Below are 16,059 nucleotides of genomic sequence, written 5' to 3'. Positions count from 1 at the left end.
TTTTCTCGTCATTTGTTCACTGCACTTATCATCTTCTTTACACATAAAAATATAACCTTGATTAGATTTAAAGAGATTGGTAGTGGTTTATAATGTATGTTTATCAGGCTGTTTCTCCTTAATATTGCTAAATATATTTGCTGGTTAGCGACTTATAGCATAGAGTGTCTTTTATAAAAATTAACTTTTACTCTCTCATGTAGACCTAAAAATCAAACAATGAATGATGACACTATAAGTAACTTACAGCGCATTTTTAGGTACCCAATTTGTTGGATTAAACGTACGCTATTTTGCAGTATTTTATTAATCACATGCGGTGTTTATGCAGAACAACCACCCAATAGAAATAATTCTCCCCTCAAAATAGCCCTACCCGACAGATCATCAATCAATGAGGCCTCTGGAGAAAAATTCCAACTACTCGTCAATTTTCTCAAAGAGTACTGGCAAATTTGGGCAATAGATAATCAACGTGAAGTTTCATTTAGCTATATGTCGACAGATAAGGCTTATCAATCGCTGGCAAATAATAGTATCGATATTATTGCCATGACCCGCTACCAAAAAGAGCAGCCAAACATATTTTTCAGTATTCCTTACGCTAAGTGGAAACAAAGAGTTTACCGTCGCATCCAAAGTAATAAAAGTGATGGTATGCAAATAGGGATATATTCCAAAGAGCAATCAACACTGGGATTTCTCAGCGATCATATCGATCGTTATTATTACCAAGATATTGACAAATTACTGGGTGATTATCAAAAGTATGATGCATTATATGCAACAGAACCTTGGTTACTTAATGAAAAATTAAACGAATATAATATCAGTGGTGCTTTTCATATAACGAAGAATGAAGTTCCTGAAATTTACTTTCGTTTTGCAGTCAACAAAAACGAAAGAATGCTAATGCATGAAATTAACGATGGCATTCGCTCGGTAAGTCAACAGCAAGCTGAGTTATGGAGTAATAAATATTTAGAATTAAATAAAGGAGATATATCCTTAACGTTTGGTCGTTATTTCACTCATTTATCTTTTGCAGAAAAAGATTTTATTATTGACCATAATCAACTCTATTTTTCTGTCCTTGCCAATGGTTTTCCTCCCTATATTATTACTAAAAACTTTAATCACATTACTGAGCGAGGTTTCACAATTGATTTATTCAATATTTCAACAGAGCGAACGGGTATTGTTTACAAACCCGTTTATTTAAATAATATAGAACAAGTTTTCACCTATTTAGAACAACAAAAAATCAATGTACTTCCCCTCGTGGAGTACAATAAGGAACGAGCAGAAAAACTCAACTTTTCGACACCCTATTTAAAAGCCAATTATAGTATGGTCTACCGTCATAATGACACCATAATAGATGGAATAAGTGGCATTGCTAACCAGAATATTGCCGTGGTCAATGACTTTAATGTCACAAAATTAATAAAAGAAAAACTACCTTTTGCCAATATTAATTACTTCGACTCGATGATCAAGGCTATTTCTTCAGTGTCATTGGGCGAGTCTGATGTATTTATAGGAGGGTCACTAATCTCTTCCTATTTAATTAAAGAAAACCGCTTATCAAACTTAACAAGCCAACCCTTAATAAAATTTAACGATAGTGCTCAATTCTCTTTTGCCAGTAAACTTGGCCATGATGAGGTTATCAGCTTACTCAATCGCACCATCAAAAGTATCTCTGCAACAGGCTATGAGCAACTTTATGCTAAATGGAGCCAGTCAGCCTTTCATGATAATAATGCCGATAAGCAAATTGCTAATGCTTATCGGAAAGTCAGTTATTTATTTGCGGCGATTATGCTTTTTGGTCTCATTATTTTTTGGATTTATTACCGTCAACTCAGGCTAAGAAAACTTGCACAAGAAAAGATTGAACATGCCTTGGCGATTGCTGAATCGGCAAAAACAGAAGCAGAAAAATCAGCTCAAGCCAAAATAACTTTTCTTGCTCGTATGAGTCACGAAATTCGAACCCCGATGAATGGTGTTTTAGGCATGGCAGAAGCGCTTGCGTTTACCTCTTTAAATAAAGAACAGAGTGATTTACTTGAAACGTTGCAAGGTTCAGCAACCAATTTATTAGCTTTATTAAATGACGTACTCGACTTTTCAAAAATGGACGCAGGTAAGCTTACTTTAGAGTCTGTACCCGTAAATTTTCATTTACTGTGTAAAAATATTATTAGTGGCTTTAATCACATAGAACCATATAAAGCGCTAGATATTAACTTACAAATAGACAGTCAAATAACCCATTGCTATTTGACCGACCCTACTCGTTTCACACAAGTGCTTAATAACTTGCTCAGTAATGCCGTTAAATTCACCGAAAAAGGACAAATTGACCTCATTGTCTCTTTACTTAAAAGTGAGATGATTAATAACAACACCTATGACACACTTTACTTTGATGTTAAAGATACTGGTATGGGAATAGCAGCAAACAAACTAAACTTTTTATTTACCCCTTTTATTCAAGCCGATGATGACATCACGCGAAAGTATGGTGGTACCGGGTTAGGGTTAAGTATTTGCCAAGAAATAATTACTGCTATGGGCAGCGAAATTAAAATTGACTCAACTATTAAGCAAGGTAGCTCCTTCCATTTTACTTTAAAATTAAAGCAATCAAGTTTAGAGAGCACAACTGATAACCGCCGCAGCAATACTCGTTTAGTTAATGCTGCTGACGATGATCGTTTTAAAGGCCTCCGTATACTTATTGCTGAAGATAACTTAGTCAATGTTAAGGTGCTCAGTGCCCAACTTGAACGACTAAATATTAAGGCTGATATTGCTTACGACGGTAAGGAAGCTTTAGATTTACATGAAAAAGAAGCTTATGACATTATAATTTCTGACTGTCACATGCCTAATATTGATGGCTTTGAACTTGCTCAAACACTGACGAAAAATATTCAAAACCGTCCTCTTTGGTTAATTGCCGTGACTGCTGATGCGCTAAGTGGTGCGGCAGAAAAGTGCAGCGCTGCCGGGTTTGATGACTACATGGCGAAGCCTTGCCCACAAGAGGAAATCACGAATAAACTTAACAATGCCTATCGGCAGTTATTGAAAAAACAGCAGAAACAGAAATTAACGCAACAGAATTTCACCCTCTTTGACTTAGCTATGCTACTAAAAAATAATGAACACGATATTGAGTTGAGTAAAAATGTTGGCCAACTTTTTATTGCCTCTTGGCAAAAAGAAAAACAACAATGGTTAAGTGCAATCCAAAAACCTGATCATAAATATATACAGGCACTGGCTCATAAACTAAAGGGGAGTACTCGATACTTTGCCCATAATGAAATATCCAAAACAATAAATAATATCAGTAAACAAGCAACAGCAGAAAATGGTGAAGATATAAAAATATCTGCTACACAGCTTTGTTTACAACTAGATATTCTTACTGAAGAAATTAGTTGCTGGTTATTATCAGCATCGCGATAGTCCTGTTATTAATAATATAAATTGTTTATTGTTAATCGCTTTAATCAATCGTTATGAGTTATTTATATCACTTTATTAAATCGCTTTATTCAACCATACTATCCTAATTCCCCCCATCCAAATCAATCAAAGAGAGTGACTATGTTTACGAACAAAGAAACACAACAAGTGCCAAATACTACTTTTCCAATCATTACTCCTGACGGTTGGGCAAGTCGTAATAGTGATGATATCTTTGCCAATAAAACGGTTATTGTTTTTTCATTACCGGGTGCTTTTACACCCACTTGTTCATCTTCACATTTACCAAGATACAATGAACTTGCGAAAAAATTTGCCGCTAATGGCGTTGATGAAATAATTTGTATGTCTGTTAATGACACTTTTGTGATGAATGCTTGGGCGCAAGATAAAGATGCCGACAATATTAGCTTTATTCCTGATGGAAATGGTGATTTTACCGAAGCGATGGGCTTATTGGTTGATAAAAAAGAAATTGGTTTTGGAAAGCGCAGCTGGCGTTACTCGATGTTAGTAAAAAATGGCATTATAGAAAAAATGTTCATTGAACCTAACTTACCCGGCGACCCATTTGAAGTCTCTGATGCCGATACCATGCTTGGTTACATTAACCCTGATGCAGTTCAATCCCAAGAAATAACCATATTTAGCAAGCCAGACTGTCCATTTTGTAAAAAAGCGAAAGCATTATTAACCAGCAAAGGCCTAAAGTTTGAAGAATTAATCGTTGGTAATGATGTAAATATCTCAATGTTCCGTGCAATTACAAACGCGGATACCGTACCACAAGTTTTTATTGATGGTAAGCATATTGGTGGTAGTGAAGATTTAGCCACTTATTTTGGTTAATTCAAACTGACATTTACCTTAAGACGCTATGCCGATTGAAGTTAATTCATCGGCATTTTTATTTCATAGCCTAGGTGTTTTTGATAAAATCTCCTGTTCTTAGTTTAAAACTAATAAAGAATATGAGGACTCGATGAAGTTATTGCGTCAATTAACTATTAAATCTCGTCTAAGCTTAATCATCAGCAGACTAGCAATTCTTAGTAGTGTCAGTTTATCAAACGCTTTACACGCAACAGCAAGAAAAAGTACAACAGGAAGTTGAAGGTGCTGTCAGCATTCTTGAGCATTTTCATCAATTACAGTTGTCGGGTAAAATCATAGAAAAGCAAGCCTAAGAACAAGCAATATCAATATTATCAAGCTTTCGTTATGACAATAATAATGATGTTTAGCTAAACGATTTATAACCTCATATGATCATACATCCTTTCAAACCACAATTAAATAATAAACCGGTTGGGCAAGTAAAGGATCCTGATGGTACGCCGTTGTTTCTTAATATGGTCGATATTGTTAAAGAAAAAGGCCAAGGCTGTATGCCTTATAAATGGCCTAAACCTGGCTTAGAAAAACCAGTTGATAACATTTATGCTGAACAACGTAACCTCCTATTATTAGTGTCATTTTTGTTGGCTGTTGCTATGGGGTTCATTGTATATTATTAGCAATAAATATTTTGGTTCCCGCACAGACCGCCTCTGATCTTATGAAAAACATGGCTGAAGGTGACGGCGACCTTACCAAACGATTAGACAATAAAGGTAACGATGAAATATCAGGTTTATCTCATTACTTTAATTTATTTACTGATAAAATGCGCTTGTCGTTAGTAGAAATATCAACCCGAACAAACCATGTCATGCAAAGTGCAGAATTACTCTCTGAAATGAGTCAAAGTAATAATGATTTTGTACAGATGCAAAGCGACAATACCACGCAAGTTGCTGCAGCAATGGAGCAAATGACGGCAAATATTCGAGAAGTCAGTAGCAATGCAGAAGCGGCAGAAAAAGCCGCAGAACAAGCAAGAGAAAATACCATATCAAGTAAGAAAATTGTTTCCACCACCATTTTTCAATTCACAGGGTTATCAAAGGATATTAATAAAGTCAGTGATGTGATCACCCATTTAGTGGAAGAGTCACAGAATATTGGCACTGTACTCGTCATTCGAGGTATGGCTGAACAAACTAATTTATTAGCATTGAATGCGGCCATTGAAGCAGCAAGAGCGGGAGAGCAAGGCCGTGGTTGCTGATGAAGTGTATTTACCGATTAGTGACTTAGCAGGAATGACAAGCGAATCGATTACAACAACCGAAAAATTGGCTTTAGCAAGCGTCGATTTGAAAAAGAATAGTAAGGAAGTCGCTGAAACTATAAGCCACTTTATATTACGTAGTCTCGTTAAAAACGATATGGCTAGACCACATTAAATCTAGCCATATTTTTACACTTTAAATTTACCTACAAGGTCATTCAAGCCCGTAAACTCTTGTTGTAAGCTGTCACAGGCTTGTTGTGTTTGCTGTAAATTTTGTACACCTTGCTGATTTAAGTCCATCAGTTTTAATATATCTTCATCAATAGAGTGAATCACATTAACTTGTTGTTGGGTCGCTTGTGTTACTGCATGATTTTCATTGTCGACCTGTTGTAAAGTATGAATAATTAATTGCATTTTTTCATCAGCAATAGTGGCTTTTTCGACACTATTAGTACTATTTCTTTGGCTTTCTGCCATAGAAGTGACAACCGCATTGGTACCCATTTCCAGATTATTAATCATAGTTTCAATTTCAAGCGCTGCTTCTTGGGTACGCTGTGCTAGCTCTCTAACTTCATCAGACACAACAGCAAAACCTCGACCAGCTTCTCCAGCTCGAGCCGCTTCAATAGCCGCATTTAGCGCAAGTAAATTAGTTTGAGAACTAACGCCTTTTATCACATCTAAAATACTGGCTATATTTTTAGTTTCACTGCTGAGCTTCTCAATTTCATCACTTGACTGAGTCATTATTTTTGATAAATGCCCAATAGATTGAATATTGTCGTTGAGTGCCGCTAGCCCTTCATTTGACTGCGCTCGCATTCCTGATGTTAAATCTGATGCAGTAACGGCATTGGTAGAAATTTCTTGTGACGAATGGTTAAGTTCTGTTACCGCTGTCGAGACACTCTCGCCACGATTAAGCTGTTGGTCTGCCATATCAATACCTACTTGCGAGCTTTTTCGCACCTGGTCAATTTGCTGCTCTAGGTTGGCAGCAGATTCTTTAACTTTTTTCATCGAATGATGCATCGTCTCAATAATGCCATTAAAGTTTTGTGATAACTCTCCAAACTCATCTTGGCTATCCACCAATATACGTTCGGTTAAATCGCCATCACCTCGAGAAATACCTTTTATAGCCAGGTTTAAAGTATGAATTGGCTTCATTAAATAACTAAATAATAGATGCAAAAGAATGATTGTTGCTAAAAGGCTCACAATAACGACAACAATTGCTATATTTCTAGAATTAACCATAGGTTGATAAGCTTTTTCGCTATCAAGTACAACACCCACATACCAATCAACCGATTCAATACCTTTAATGGGAATAAAGGAAACAATGGTCTTGTTATTAATTTCATTTAAGTCACTCAGAAATGGCGGTGATTGCCCCAATAACTCACTAACATCTTTATCGACATATTTATCATCAGGATGACTTAATATTTTTCCTTTTGATGTCACTAAATAGGCGTAGCCTAAATCAAGAAAATCAATTTCATTCAAAATAGATGAAATCTCATCTAGAAAAATATCCCCTCCTGCGGCCCCAACAAACTGATTATCTTTTAAAATAGGCGCGACTGCAGTTAACACTTTTTGATCCGTCGTCGCATCAATGTAAGTTTCAGTAAAAGAAGACTTACGCCCTGCTTTTGCTAATAAATACCAAGGGCGCTGGCGAATATCAAAACCTTCAGGAAGTTTTATCGTGAGATCATCAAGAATAAATTTGCCAGTACTGGCGAGTCCGACAAAAGTATTTTTCATCTTCCCCGCTTTTACCGCTTGTTGAACCCCATGAAAAATTTCTTCATCATCATTAATATCAGTTATATTTAGCGCCACTGCATCAATTATTTGTAAGCGGTTCGTTAACCAATTAGCAATATTTCCAGAGACAGAACGTCCTATTTCATCAATCGCATTATTAAGGTTTTTTTGGGTATTATCTTTCAAAAATATATAATTAATTGATGTGGATGCTGACAGGGCTATTAATAATAATACGGTAGTAGCAATAATTATTTTGTGGGAAAATTTTAATCTAAACACTCACTAACTCTCTTACTTCATCATTCAATCTTATTACATTACCATATCACTCCAAAAAGCTAGAGCCAACTTCCTGTTACATTTAATTTTTGAAAGCAACTTCAAAATTAATCTGATAAAATAGTTTTATATTTTTATTAATAATATTCTACTTACCTTTATGGACAATCAACCTTTCAACCCTCTTCATGGCATCACCTTAAAAGCGCTTGTTACCGAACTCGTTGAATATTTTGGTTACCCTGCCCTTAGCCAACAAATAAAAATAAAATGCTTTACCGAAGATCCAAGTATTAATTCAACCTTAAAATTTTTACGTAAAACACCTTGGGCCCGAGAAAAAGTTGAAGCACTTTTTATTAAGAACTTTCATAAAGTTCATCAGCCTAATTCTGGTGAAAAGAGCGACGATTAATTTCGCCCGCTATTTAGATTTAATAAAAATTTAACTTATAGCGCAATAAACTAATTGCTTGATTAGAAACCTGTCACACTGGCTCCATATTCATTATTTTTTGGAGTCAGGGATGAAACCCATTAATCACTATATTTTAACTTGGCAATGCCCTGATACCTCAGGCGTATTAGCTAAAGTTTCTCAAAGCCTTTATCAACATGGCGCTTTTATTACAGAAACCTCCCAGTACAGTGACCCCTATACCGCCACCTTTTTTTCGCGTATCGCATTTGACGACAGAAACTTAACGGTTTCAATTGTACAATTCCGCGAAGCAATAGCCGAATTAGCCCTGCCACTGGCGATGAATTTTCAATTAAGAGCGCGTGATAATTTTCCTAAGGTTGTTGTTGCGGTTTCTAAAGACGATCATTGCTTGGTGTCTTTACTAACAAAAGTTAAGGCTGGAGTTTTACCCATCAATGTAGCGGCGGTTATTTCTAATCATCAAGACTGCGAAGCTTTGGTCAATTGGCATAACATTCCTTTTCATCATTTACCGATTACCGCGTCGACAAAAGAGCAACAAGAAAGCCAATTACAAGAATTATTAACCTGTTATAAAACAGATTTATTAGTGCTTGCACGATATATGCAAATTTTATCCAATAATTTTTGTCAACAATGGCAAGGTCGAGCCATTAATATTCATCATTCTTTTTTACCCAGTTTTAAAGGAGCAAAACCTTACCATCAGGCTCACCAACGTGGGGTTAAGGTTATTGGCGCCACAGCACATTATATAACAAGTGATTTAGATGAAGGCCCAATCATTGTTCAAGAAGTCAAAGCCATTAATCATAGCCTGACCATAGAACAAATGGTTCATAGTGGCCACGACATCGAAGCAACAGCTTTGACTCATGCCGTTAGAATGCACGCCGAGCAGCGTGTGTGCTTAAATCAAGGAAAAACAGTGATTTTACTGTAAACCTCATTTTCACCCAGAGCTTAAGTCACTTTATTTCACGCATTAGCTCAAGAAGGTGTGTCGGTTCAAAGCACTATATTCAATGGTGCTTTGCTGTTTTCATTCCATATATCTGCTACATTAAAGCATAACCTTTTGCCTTAATTAGTTGTTTTCTCCATGATCCACTACCAGATATTTCCTGAAAATTTAAATAGTCATTTATTCTCTGTTGAGCTTTCTTTTAGCACAAAAATTGGCAAAAATTACCACTTGTCTTTACCCGCTTGGTTACCTGGCAGTTATATGATCCGTGACTTTGCTAAAAACATCATTGAGATTAGTGCTCATAATAGTGAGCAAGACATTTTTTCAAATATAAAAGATATACCCCTAAATAAAACCGACAAACAAACGTGGCAATTTACCGCGACGAGCACTAGCACAACAATAAGTTATCAAGTATTCGCATTCGATTTATCAGTACGCACGGCTTATTTAGATAGTGAACGAGGCTTTTTTAATGGTAGCTCTACATTTTTACAAGTACAAGAGTTACCAAATGAGGGCTGTCAGTTAAGTATTTTATTACCACCGAAATTAACCAAAGAACAATCTGCTTGGTTAAGTAATTGGCGAGTTGCCACAGGCTTAACACGCACTAAAGACACTGAAAAATACCAATTTGGTGTTTATATTGCTGAAGATTACCAGGAGCTGATTGACTGCCCTGTCGCTATTGGTAACTTTGATGCTTTCGAATTTGTTGTCGAAGGTGTTATTCATCACTTAGTCTTTACTAGCCAACATTTTGGTGATCGAGAGCGCCTAAAAGTAGATATTGCTAAGCTTTGTCAGCATCATATTAATTTGTTTAAAGAAGCCCCTTTTAAAGAATACTGGTTTATTACTCATTTATTAGGTAGCGGATTTGGAGGGCTTGAACATAAAAATTCAACTGTTTTACAAGCCAGTCGTTTCGATTTACCAAACCCTAATAAGCCTGATGAAACAACAGAGAATTATCAAACATTTTTAAGCTTATGTTCACACGAATACTTTCATGCTTGGAATATTTGTCGAATTAAGCCCAAAGAATTTAGACCTTACAATTTACAACAGGAAGTTCACACGACACAACTGTGGGCATATGAAGGGATCACTTCTTATTATGATGATTTTTCATTATTTCGTACGGGGTTAATCAGCTTTGATGACTATCTGAAACAACTTTCAAAAACAGCTACACGTGTTTATAGGGGTCAAGGTGAACTCAAACAAAGTGTCACTGCTTCAAGTTACGATACTTGGACCAAGTTTTATCAACAGGGGCCTGATGCAGTTAATAATATTGTAAGTTACTACACTAAAGGGTCTTTAATTGCGCTTTGGCTAGATTTAACTATTCGTGAAAAATCAGCAGGTGTCCATAGTTTAGACACGTTAATGCGTGAATTATGGCTACATTTTGGCAGAACCCAAATGGGTACCTGCGAAGAAGACTTTATTAATATTGCAAATATCCTATGTAATGACGATATTACCTCATCTTTTCATGACTTACTCTACAATGCTCAACGTGTTAACTTAACCCCCTTACTTAAACAAGTAGGTATTGCATTTACCGCACAAAAATTCAAACACCTTAATAGTTTAGAGACGACGGGAAATGATGTGTATTCACCTTACCTTGGCGCTCAATATAAAACATTGCCATTAGGAGTGAAAATAACTCAAATTATTGAGAAATCGCCTGCAGCTCAAGCTGGCTTAGCGGTAAATGACATTTTGGTCTCTGTCAATAATATACAAGTTAGTGAAAAATCATTACAACAACTTGCTGAGCATTTGCCAGAAAATACTCAGGTAACTTGCCACTATTTCCGGGACGATCAATTAATAACCAATGAGATTATGTTTATTGATTCTCCTTTAGCCGCCATTGCTATTACTGAAGTCGACCATGCGCTCAGCAAAAAGTGGCGCTGTATAAATTAACTGTAAATTTTTTGCCACAAAAGCAGCAAAAATAGTTATTCATTAAAAAACAGAAAACTAGTAACAAAAGTTACCTTGTGTAAAAATTGTCTTATTGTTTAAAAAATAGAAGACTAGGAATTTAAAATGATCAAAATGAAACGAATTCACCACGTCGCTTATCGTTGTGCTGATGCAAAAGTAACCGTTGATTGGTACAAAGAACATTTAAACATGGAGCTAACTGTAGCGATTGCTGAAAATGAAGTGCCATCGACAAAAGCACCCGACCCTTATATGCATATATTTTTAGATGCTGGTATGGGTAACGTGTTAGCTTTTTTTGAAATCCCTAACTCTCCAGCTATGGGTCGAGATGAAAATACCCCTACGTGGGTTCAACATATAGCGTTAGAAGTGGAAGATATTGATGCTTTAGTATCAGCCAAAGCAGAGCTCCAAGCCAAGGGGGTTGATGTGCTAGGTCCCGTAAACCATGGCGTATTTAAATCTATTTATTTCTTTGACCCAAGTGGCCATCGATTAGAATTGGCTGCAAATACCGGTTCAATTGAACAAATGACAGAACTTAAAAAAGTTGCTCCTTTAATGATTTCAGAATGGGCAGAAACCAAAGTAGCACCAAAACATGCTGCTTGGTTACACGAGCTAGATTAGTTTTCCCCTGTCTTAATCATGCCCTAGACAAACTAAGTTGAATTTTTTTATTCTGCTTAGTTTTTTCTTTCGTATTTTCTTATCTAAAATCCCTCACACCATAAAGATATACAGCCGTATATAACACTATATTTTTACTTATTTGTTCGGTTGCCCGACCATTAAACGAAGAATTTCGTATATAAAGCCAACAAAAATGCGTACTACATACATGACTACATTTGTAAGACATAAGCCATAAAGAATAACTATTCTTACCATTCATTAACTTATAAAAATATTAATAGCATTAAAAAACAATGAATTAAGATTTGTTAATTAATAAGATGTAAATAAACATGTATTTATAACTTGCGGCTTTTACAAACTAAGGTAAAGTATTGCTCAGCTACTTTGTAGCCAAATAACAATATGGATTGAACTGCATGGAAAGCATTTAACCTTCTCTTAGTAGAAAGTTACCTTTATAAAAATACGGATGATTAAGTTACTATCAGGATGATTGTTGATATTTAGGTCTATACGACCCATACGGACAGCCAAATAAAGTGTCATGATGACCAATAAAAAAATAAATTAAGTATTTAACGCAACATAAAAAATAATAATACGTTAGAGCTTAAATGGAATTGCTAATAGGTTAGGATAACCACTTAAAATTTACGAAAACGATGACTTGTTCATCGTTTTTTTATGCCTGAAGATTAATCATGAAAACGCTATCGCTGTTTGCCACAATATAACGTAAAATACAACGATTGAATTTACAAACGAAATTATTTTATGTCTCGTAACAAAAAATCTAGAAAACAAGGCACTGGCTCTATCGGCGCAGTAAAAGATGATAAGAAAAAAGCCATAGTTCCTGTTGATAGAAAACCAAAGAAAAAAACAGGCAAGCAAGCAGGTAATCGCCAGAAAGAAGCCTTTGATGCAGGTAAGGAATCTCAAACACCAGCAGAAAATAAAGATCCACGTATTGGTAGTAAAAAACTGATTGATCTGGGCGTTCCTATTAAAGCAGCGACACAACCTTTTAAAGCCAAAAATAAAGGGAAAGCTGTTACCTCTCCTATCGCGGCTATTCGTGTTGTTGAACCCGACACCTCTTTAGAGCAAGAGCTATTCGCTATTGAAGAAGATACGCGTTTACAGAGTATTCTTGCGCAACAAGATGAAGATATCTCACTAAGTAATGAAGACGTTGATTACTTCAACGAAAAAATGGAACGTCATCAGCAATTACGTGAGTTACTTGGCTTAGAAGATGAAGATGAAGATGAATCATCTGTGACAACAAGTAAAGCAAAATCTGGAGATGATCTTTGGGACAAATTTGACAATAGCAATCTATCAGAATTCGAATAAGGTTTTATTATGTTTTTAAGCACTTGGTTTTATGCAATTGTTGGTGGAGTAATGATTATTGCTGCGCTTGTTTTTTATACAGTGAAATTATTAACTCAACTAAAAAAGCAAACCGTAAAAATAAAGCAGGCAGAGCAAGATAGAAAAGTAGCGCTAGCAAAACACGATAGTAAAATTCTCAGCAGTGTGGTTATTATTGCTCACGCAATGAAAGAAGAGCAATGTGATATCGCTGAGGGTTGTTGGCGATTGAGTGTATTGCTCGATTCTTTAAAGTTGAGCAGTGGTTTGTCAGCAGAGTTTCCTGCAATCTTTGAGCTTTATGATAAAATTAAACATATGCCTATTCTTGATGCAAGAAAGAAACTTGCCAAAAATGAGCGTATGAAACTTGATTTTGAACGTATGAAAGTAGAGAGCGATTTATCTGCAAAGATAAAAATTGATGTTATTTCATTGCATCAATATGCCCAAGAACGTATCAGTATGCTAACAAGCTAACTTTTATTACTAAATAAATAAAACTTTGTTGCGCTCGATCAATACCCTTAATGTTTGCATTGTTAAACTGTGATTTAGAATATAAGTCATCGCTAATTCGGTAACACAATGCAAGCAAATCAATTTTTTGACCCTAAATTACTGTCTAAATATAATACCAGTGGACCTAGATATACCTCTTATCCAACGGCATTAGAATTTCACGAAGCGTTTTCTGAACAAGATTTCATCCAAGCAGTGAAAGATTCACCCAACCGTGAATTGTCCTTGTATGTACATATTCCCTTTTGCCATAGCCTTTGCTACTACTGTGGCTGCAATAAAGTGATTTCTCGTCACCGTGACAAGGCCGATACCTACTTAGAGTTTTTGGCGGAAGAAATTAGTTCACGCGCTGCACTTTTTACTGACTACACCGTTAAACAACTCCATTGGGGTGGCGGCACACCCAGCTTTTTAACCCATAGCCAAATCACAAAATTAGTCTCTTTATTAAAAGAAAAATTCACTTTTGCTGAACATGTAGAGATGAGTATTGAAATTGATCCGCGTGAAATTGAAATGAACCTTGCTGATCACCTTTTTGACTTAGGCTTTAATCGTTTAAGTATCGGTGTGCAAGACATTGACAAAAAAGTACAAGAAACGATTAACCGTGTGCAATCAACCAAATTTATTAGCGACTTTATTGCCCATGCAAAAGCAGTGGGCTTCAAATCAATTAATATCGACTTGATCTATGGTTTGCCTCACCAAACTATAGAAACCTTTACAAAAACGCTTAACAAAGCTCATGAGATGGATGTCGACCGTATTTCATTGTTTAGCTATGCACACTTACCAAACCGATTTGCTGCCCAACGTAAATTACGTGACGAATGGTTACCTAGCGTGCAAGAAAAATTTGCCTTAATGAAACTTGCCATCGAAAAGCTTTGTGACTTTGACTACGATTTCATTGGTATGGATCACTTTGCTAAACCTAATGACGAACTTTCTATTGCACAAAAAGAGGGTTCACTGCACCGTAACTTCCAAGGATATACTACAAAGGGTGATTGTGACTTATTAGGATTAGGTGTTTCTTCTATTAGTAATATCGGTACTTCCTTCAGCCAAAATATTAAAGAATTGCAAGCCTATTATAAAGCGATAGATACTAGAAAAAATGCGCAAGTGAAAGGGGTTAGTTTATCAACAGATGACGTGATCCGTGGCGAAGTTATTCGTGAATTAATGTGTAATTTATATATTGATAAACAACAGATCAGTAAAAAGTACGACATTGATTTTGAAGAATATTTTGCTGAAGATTTACCACTACTGAAAACATTTATCAGTGATGGTTTGGTTGAAAATACGGCTGATTTTATTAAAATAGATCAGAAAGCACGCTTGTTGGTTCGTAATATTTGTATGAGTTTTGATGCTTACATGAAACAGCACGTTAACCAACAGCGCTTCTCGCGGGTAATTTAAGCGGAATTCTCACCTTTATAAATAATAAATAACTATAAAGGTGAGAAATTTAATCAATTTTTCCTAAACTAAACTTGTGGTCAGCACTTGAAAAAATTAATTCAACGCCTTTTTCTGTAACCTCTTCTTGTGCTAAATCTGCCCATTGGTAATAAACATTTCGGTGTACTTTTGCCAATAAATTACGACGTACTAAAACATATAATTCGCCGTTAGCATTCATCGTTAACGGATGAGTTTCATCAAGCACGAATTCGTCATCTACATTGGTACTAACCGTCATTATTGATTTGTTATCATCTTGCCAAGCCCATTGCGTTAATACAAAAGGGGCGTCTTCAACGATAATCTTAACTTTTTCAGCGGGTGTCACTAAAAAGTACTCGTCGCGATCACCGGCGACTTCTCTTAATAAAACCGAAGCAAAAAGTTTAACTAGCGATAACCGTTTAAATATTGTGCCGCCATAAAACCAGTCGCCATTACCTTTGACCTGTAGATCAATTTCGCCACAATACGGTGGGTTCCATGATTCTATCGGCGGTAATTTTTTAGTATTGCCTGGTGTTAGCTTATTTAATTGTTCAGAAATTTTGTCTAGTGACATTTATACCGCCAAATTATCCGCTGGATAGTAATTTTAAGACCTAAGGTAAAAATACAGTATGAGGAGACATTAGTAAAACTGCATCTAAAATTAACTTAATAATCAGTAAAAAGTACAGTTAAGCAGAATATTGCCCATAAAACGCTTAAAAGCAAAAATTTTTCTTGTCAATCTGCTCAAAAATACAATATACTCTTCGCGCCTTATCACTGGGCGCTTCAAGTAATATCAGTGGTGGCTATAGCTCAGTTGGTAGAGCCCCGGATTGTGATTCCGGTTGTCGAGGGTTCAAGTCCCTTTAGCCACCCCATTCTTTATAAACACACCTATAACATATTAAATAAAACCATCAGTGATTCTATTTTCGCTTACCGTGGATTCAAGTCCCTTTA

General features: G+C 35.9%; 15 protein-coding genes and 1 tRNA gene. 14 read left to right on the top strand and 2 right to left on the bottom strand.

From position 1 onward, the window contains the following. Positions 1-219 precede the first annotated feature (219 nt). The 6 genes from H4J52_RS00535 to H4J52_RS00515 all read left to right on the top strand — a co-directional run bounded on the left by H4J52_RS00535 (position 220) and on the right by H4J52_RS00515 (position 5,795). Positions 220-3,486, top strand: a complete 3,267-nt coding sequence (locus H4J52_RS00535; protein ID WP_182223457.1) for an ATP-binding protein — start codon at positions 220-222, stop codon at positions 3,484-3,486. Positions 3,487-3,627: 141 nt separating this feature from the next. Next, entirely contained in the window at positions 3,628-4,356 is a 729-nt protein-coding gene (locus tag H4J52_RS00530) for a glutathione peroxidase (protein ID WP_182180466.1), read from the top strand. A gap of 206 nt (positions 4,357-4,562) precedes the next feature. After that, positions 4,563-4,694, top strand: a complete 132-nt coding sequence (locus H4J52_RS19755; protein WP_259366645.1) for a hypothetical protein — start codon at positions 4,563-4,565, stop codon at positions 4,692-4,694. Positions 4,695-4,772: 78 nt separating this feature from the next. Beyond that, a complete protein-coding gene (locus tag H4J52_RS00525) occupies positions 4,773-5,024 on the top strand; it encodes a cache domain-containing protein (RefSeq protein ID WP_182180464.1) in 252 nt (83 codons plus the stop codon). A gap of 50 nt (positions 5,025-5,074) precedes the next feature. Further along, on the top strand, positions 5,075-5,617 hold the full coding sequence (locus H4J52_RS00520; RefSeq protein ID WP_182180462.1) for a methyl-accepting chemotaxis protein: 543 nt from the start codon (positions 5,075-5,077) through the stop codon (positions 5,615-5,617). Then, a complete protein-coding gene (locus tag H4J52_RS00515) occupies positions 5,607-5,795 on the top strand; it encodes a hypothetical protein (RefSeq protein WP_182180460.1) in 189 nt (62 codons plus the stop codon). The genes H4J52_RS00520 and H4J52_RS00515 overlap by 11 nt, the downstream gene beginning before the upstream one ends. A 14-nt stretch (positions 5,796-5,809) precedes the next feature. Here H4J52_RS00515 and H4J52_RS00510 read toward each other — a convergent pair whose 3' ends face one another. Beyond that, complete coding sequence (locus H4J52_RS00510; protein ID WP_182180458.1) at positions 5,810-7,690, bottom strand: methyl-accepting chemotaxis protein; 1,881 nt, start codon at positions 7,688-7,690, stop codon at positions 5,810-5,812. 160 nt (positions 7,691-7,850) lie between these two features. On the opposite strand from H4J52_RS00510, the gene H4J52_RS00505 reads away from it, so the two are divergent. The 7 genes from H4J52_RS00505 (at position 7,851) to hemN (ending at position 15,060) form a co-directional block, all read left to right on the top strand. Beyond that, a complete protein-coding gene (locus tag H4J52_RS00505) occupies positions 7,851-8,105 on the top strand; it encodes a VF530 family DNA-binding protein (RefSeq protein ID WP_182180456.1) in 255 nt (84 codons plus the stop codon). A gap of 112 nt (positions 8,106-8,217) precedes the next feature. Continuing rightward, complete coding sequence (gene purU, locus H4J52_RS00500; RefSeq protein WP_182180454.1) at positions 8,218-9,078, top strand: formyltetrahydrofolate deformylase; 861 nt, start codon at positions 8,218-8,220, stop codon at positions 9,076-9,078. Between the two features lie 159 nt (positions 9,079-9,237). Further along, positions 9,238-11,055: a M61 family metallopeptidase gene (locus H4J52_RS00495; RefSeq protein ID WP_182180452.1), complete on the top strand. Its 1,818-nt coding sequence runs from the start codon at positions 9,238-9,240 to the stop codon at positions 11,053-11,055. A 126-nt stretch (positions 11,056-11,181) separates the two neighbouring features. Next, entirely contained in the window at positions 11,182-11,712 is a 531-nt protein-coding gene (locus tag H4J52_RS00490; RefSeq protein WP_182180450.1) for a VOC family protein, read from the top strand. A gap of 783 nt (positions 11,713-12,495) precedes the next feature. Beyond that, positions 12,496-13,080 (top strand): Der GTPase-activating protein YihI, encoded by a 585-nt coding sequence (gene yihI / locus H4J52_RS00485; RefSeq protein ID WP_182223455.1) that lies wholly within the window; start codon positions 12,496-12,498, stop codon positions 13,078-13,080. 9 nt (positions 13,081-13,089) lie between these two features. Further along, positions 13,090-13,581 (top strand): DUF2489 domain-containing protein, encoded by a 492-nt coding sequence (locus H4J52_RS00480; RefSeq protein ID WP_182180446.1) that lies wholly within the window; start codon positions 13,090-13,092, stop codon positions 13,579-13,581. Between the two features lie 108 nt (positions 13,582-13,689). Beyond that, complete coding sequence (gene hemN / locus H4J52_RS00475; protein WP_182223454.1) at positions 13,690-15,060, top strand: oxygen-independent coproporphyrinogen III oxidase; 1,371 nt, start codon at positions 13,690-13,692, stop codon at positions 15,058-15,060. Positions 15,061-15,109: 49 nt separating this feature from the next. Here hemN and H4J52_RS00470 read toward each other — a convergent pair whose 3' ends face one another. After that, positions 15,110-15,667, bottom strand: a complete 558-nt coding sequence (locus tag H4J52_RS00470; protein WP_182180442.1) for a DUF1285 domain-containing protein — start codon at positions 15,665-15,667, stop codon at positions 15,110-15,112. A 234-nt stretch (positions 15,668-15,901) separates the two neighbouring features. On the opposite strand from H4J52_RS00470, the gene H4J52_RS00465 reads away from it, so the two are divergent. After that, positions 15,902-15,977: transfer RNA gene (locus H4J52_RS00465), tRNA-His, on the top strand. The last annotated feature ends 82 nt before the right edge of the window (positions 15,978-16,059 follow it).

This window comes from Colwellia sp. MB02u-14, assembly GCF_014076915.1.
In the GTDB taxonomy this organism is placed as follows: Bacteria; Pseudomonadota; Gammaproteobacteria; order Enterobacterales; family Alteromonadaceae; genus Colwellia_A.
This window is presented reverse-complemented; position numbering and strand designations above follow the sequence as displayed.

Excerpts from the sequence above, each read along its gene's own strand:
- H4J52_RS00535 (WP_182223457.1), top strand. The coding sequence starts at position 220 with ATGAATGATGACACTATAAGTAACTTACAGCGCATTTTTAGGTACCCA.
- H4J52_RS00530 (WP_182180466.1), top strand. The coding sequence starts at position 3,628 with ATGTTTACGAACAAAGAAACACAACAAGTGCCAAATACTACTTTTCCA.
- H4J52_RS00525 (WP_182180464.1), top strand. The coding sequence starts at position 4,773 with ATGATCATACATCCTTTCAAACCACAATTAAATAATAAACCGGTTGGG.
- H4J52_RS00520 (WP_182180462.1), top strand. The coding sequence starts at position 5,075 with ATGGCTGAAGGTGACGGCGACCTTACCAAACGATTAGACAATAAAGGT.
- H4J52_RS00505 (WP_182180456.1), top strand. The coding sequence starts at position 7,851 with ATGGACAATCAACCTTTCAACCCTCTTCATGGCATCACCTTAAAAGCG.
- purU (WP_182180454.1), top strand. The coding sequence starts at position 8,218 with ATGAAACCCATTAATCACTATATTTTAACTTGGCAATGCCCTGATACC.
- H4J52_RS00495 (WP_182180452.1), top strand. The coding sequence starts at position 9,238 with ATGATCCACTACCAGATATTTCCTGAAAATTTAAATAGTCATTTATTC.
- H4J52_RS00490 (WP_182180450.1), top strand. The coding sequence starts at position 11,182 with ATGATCAAAATGAAACGAATTCACCACGTCGCTTATCGTTGTGCTGAT.
- yihI (WP_182223455.1), top strand. The coding sequence starts at position 12,496 with ATGTCTCGTAACAAAAAATCTAGAAAACAAGGCACTGGCTCTATCGGC.
- H4J52_RS00480 (WP_182180446.1), top strand. The coding sequence starts at position 13,090 with ATGTTTTTAAGCACTTGGTTTTATGCAATTGTTGGTGGAGTAATGATT.
- hemN (WP_182223454.1), top strand. The coding sequence starts at position 13,690 with ATGCAAGCAAATCAATTTTTTGACCCTAAATTACTGTCTAAATATAAT.
- H4J52_RS00470 (WP_182180442.1), bottom strand. The coding sequence starts at position 15,667 with ATGTCACTAGACAAAATTTCTGAACAATTAAATAAGCTAACACCAGGC.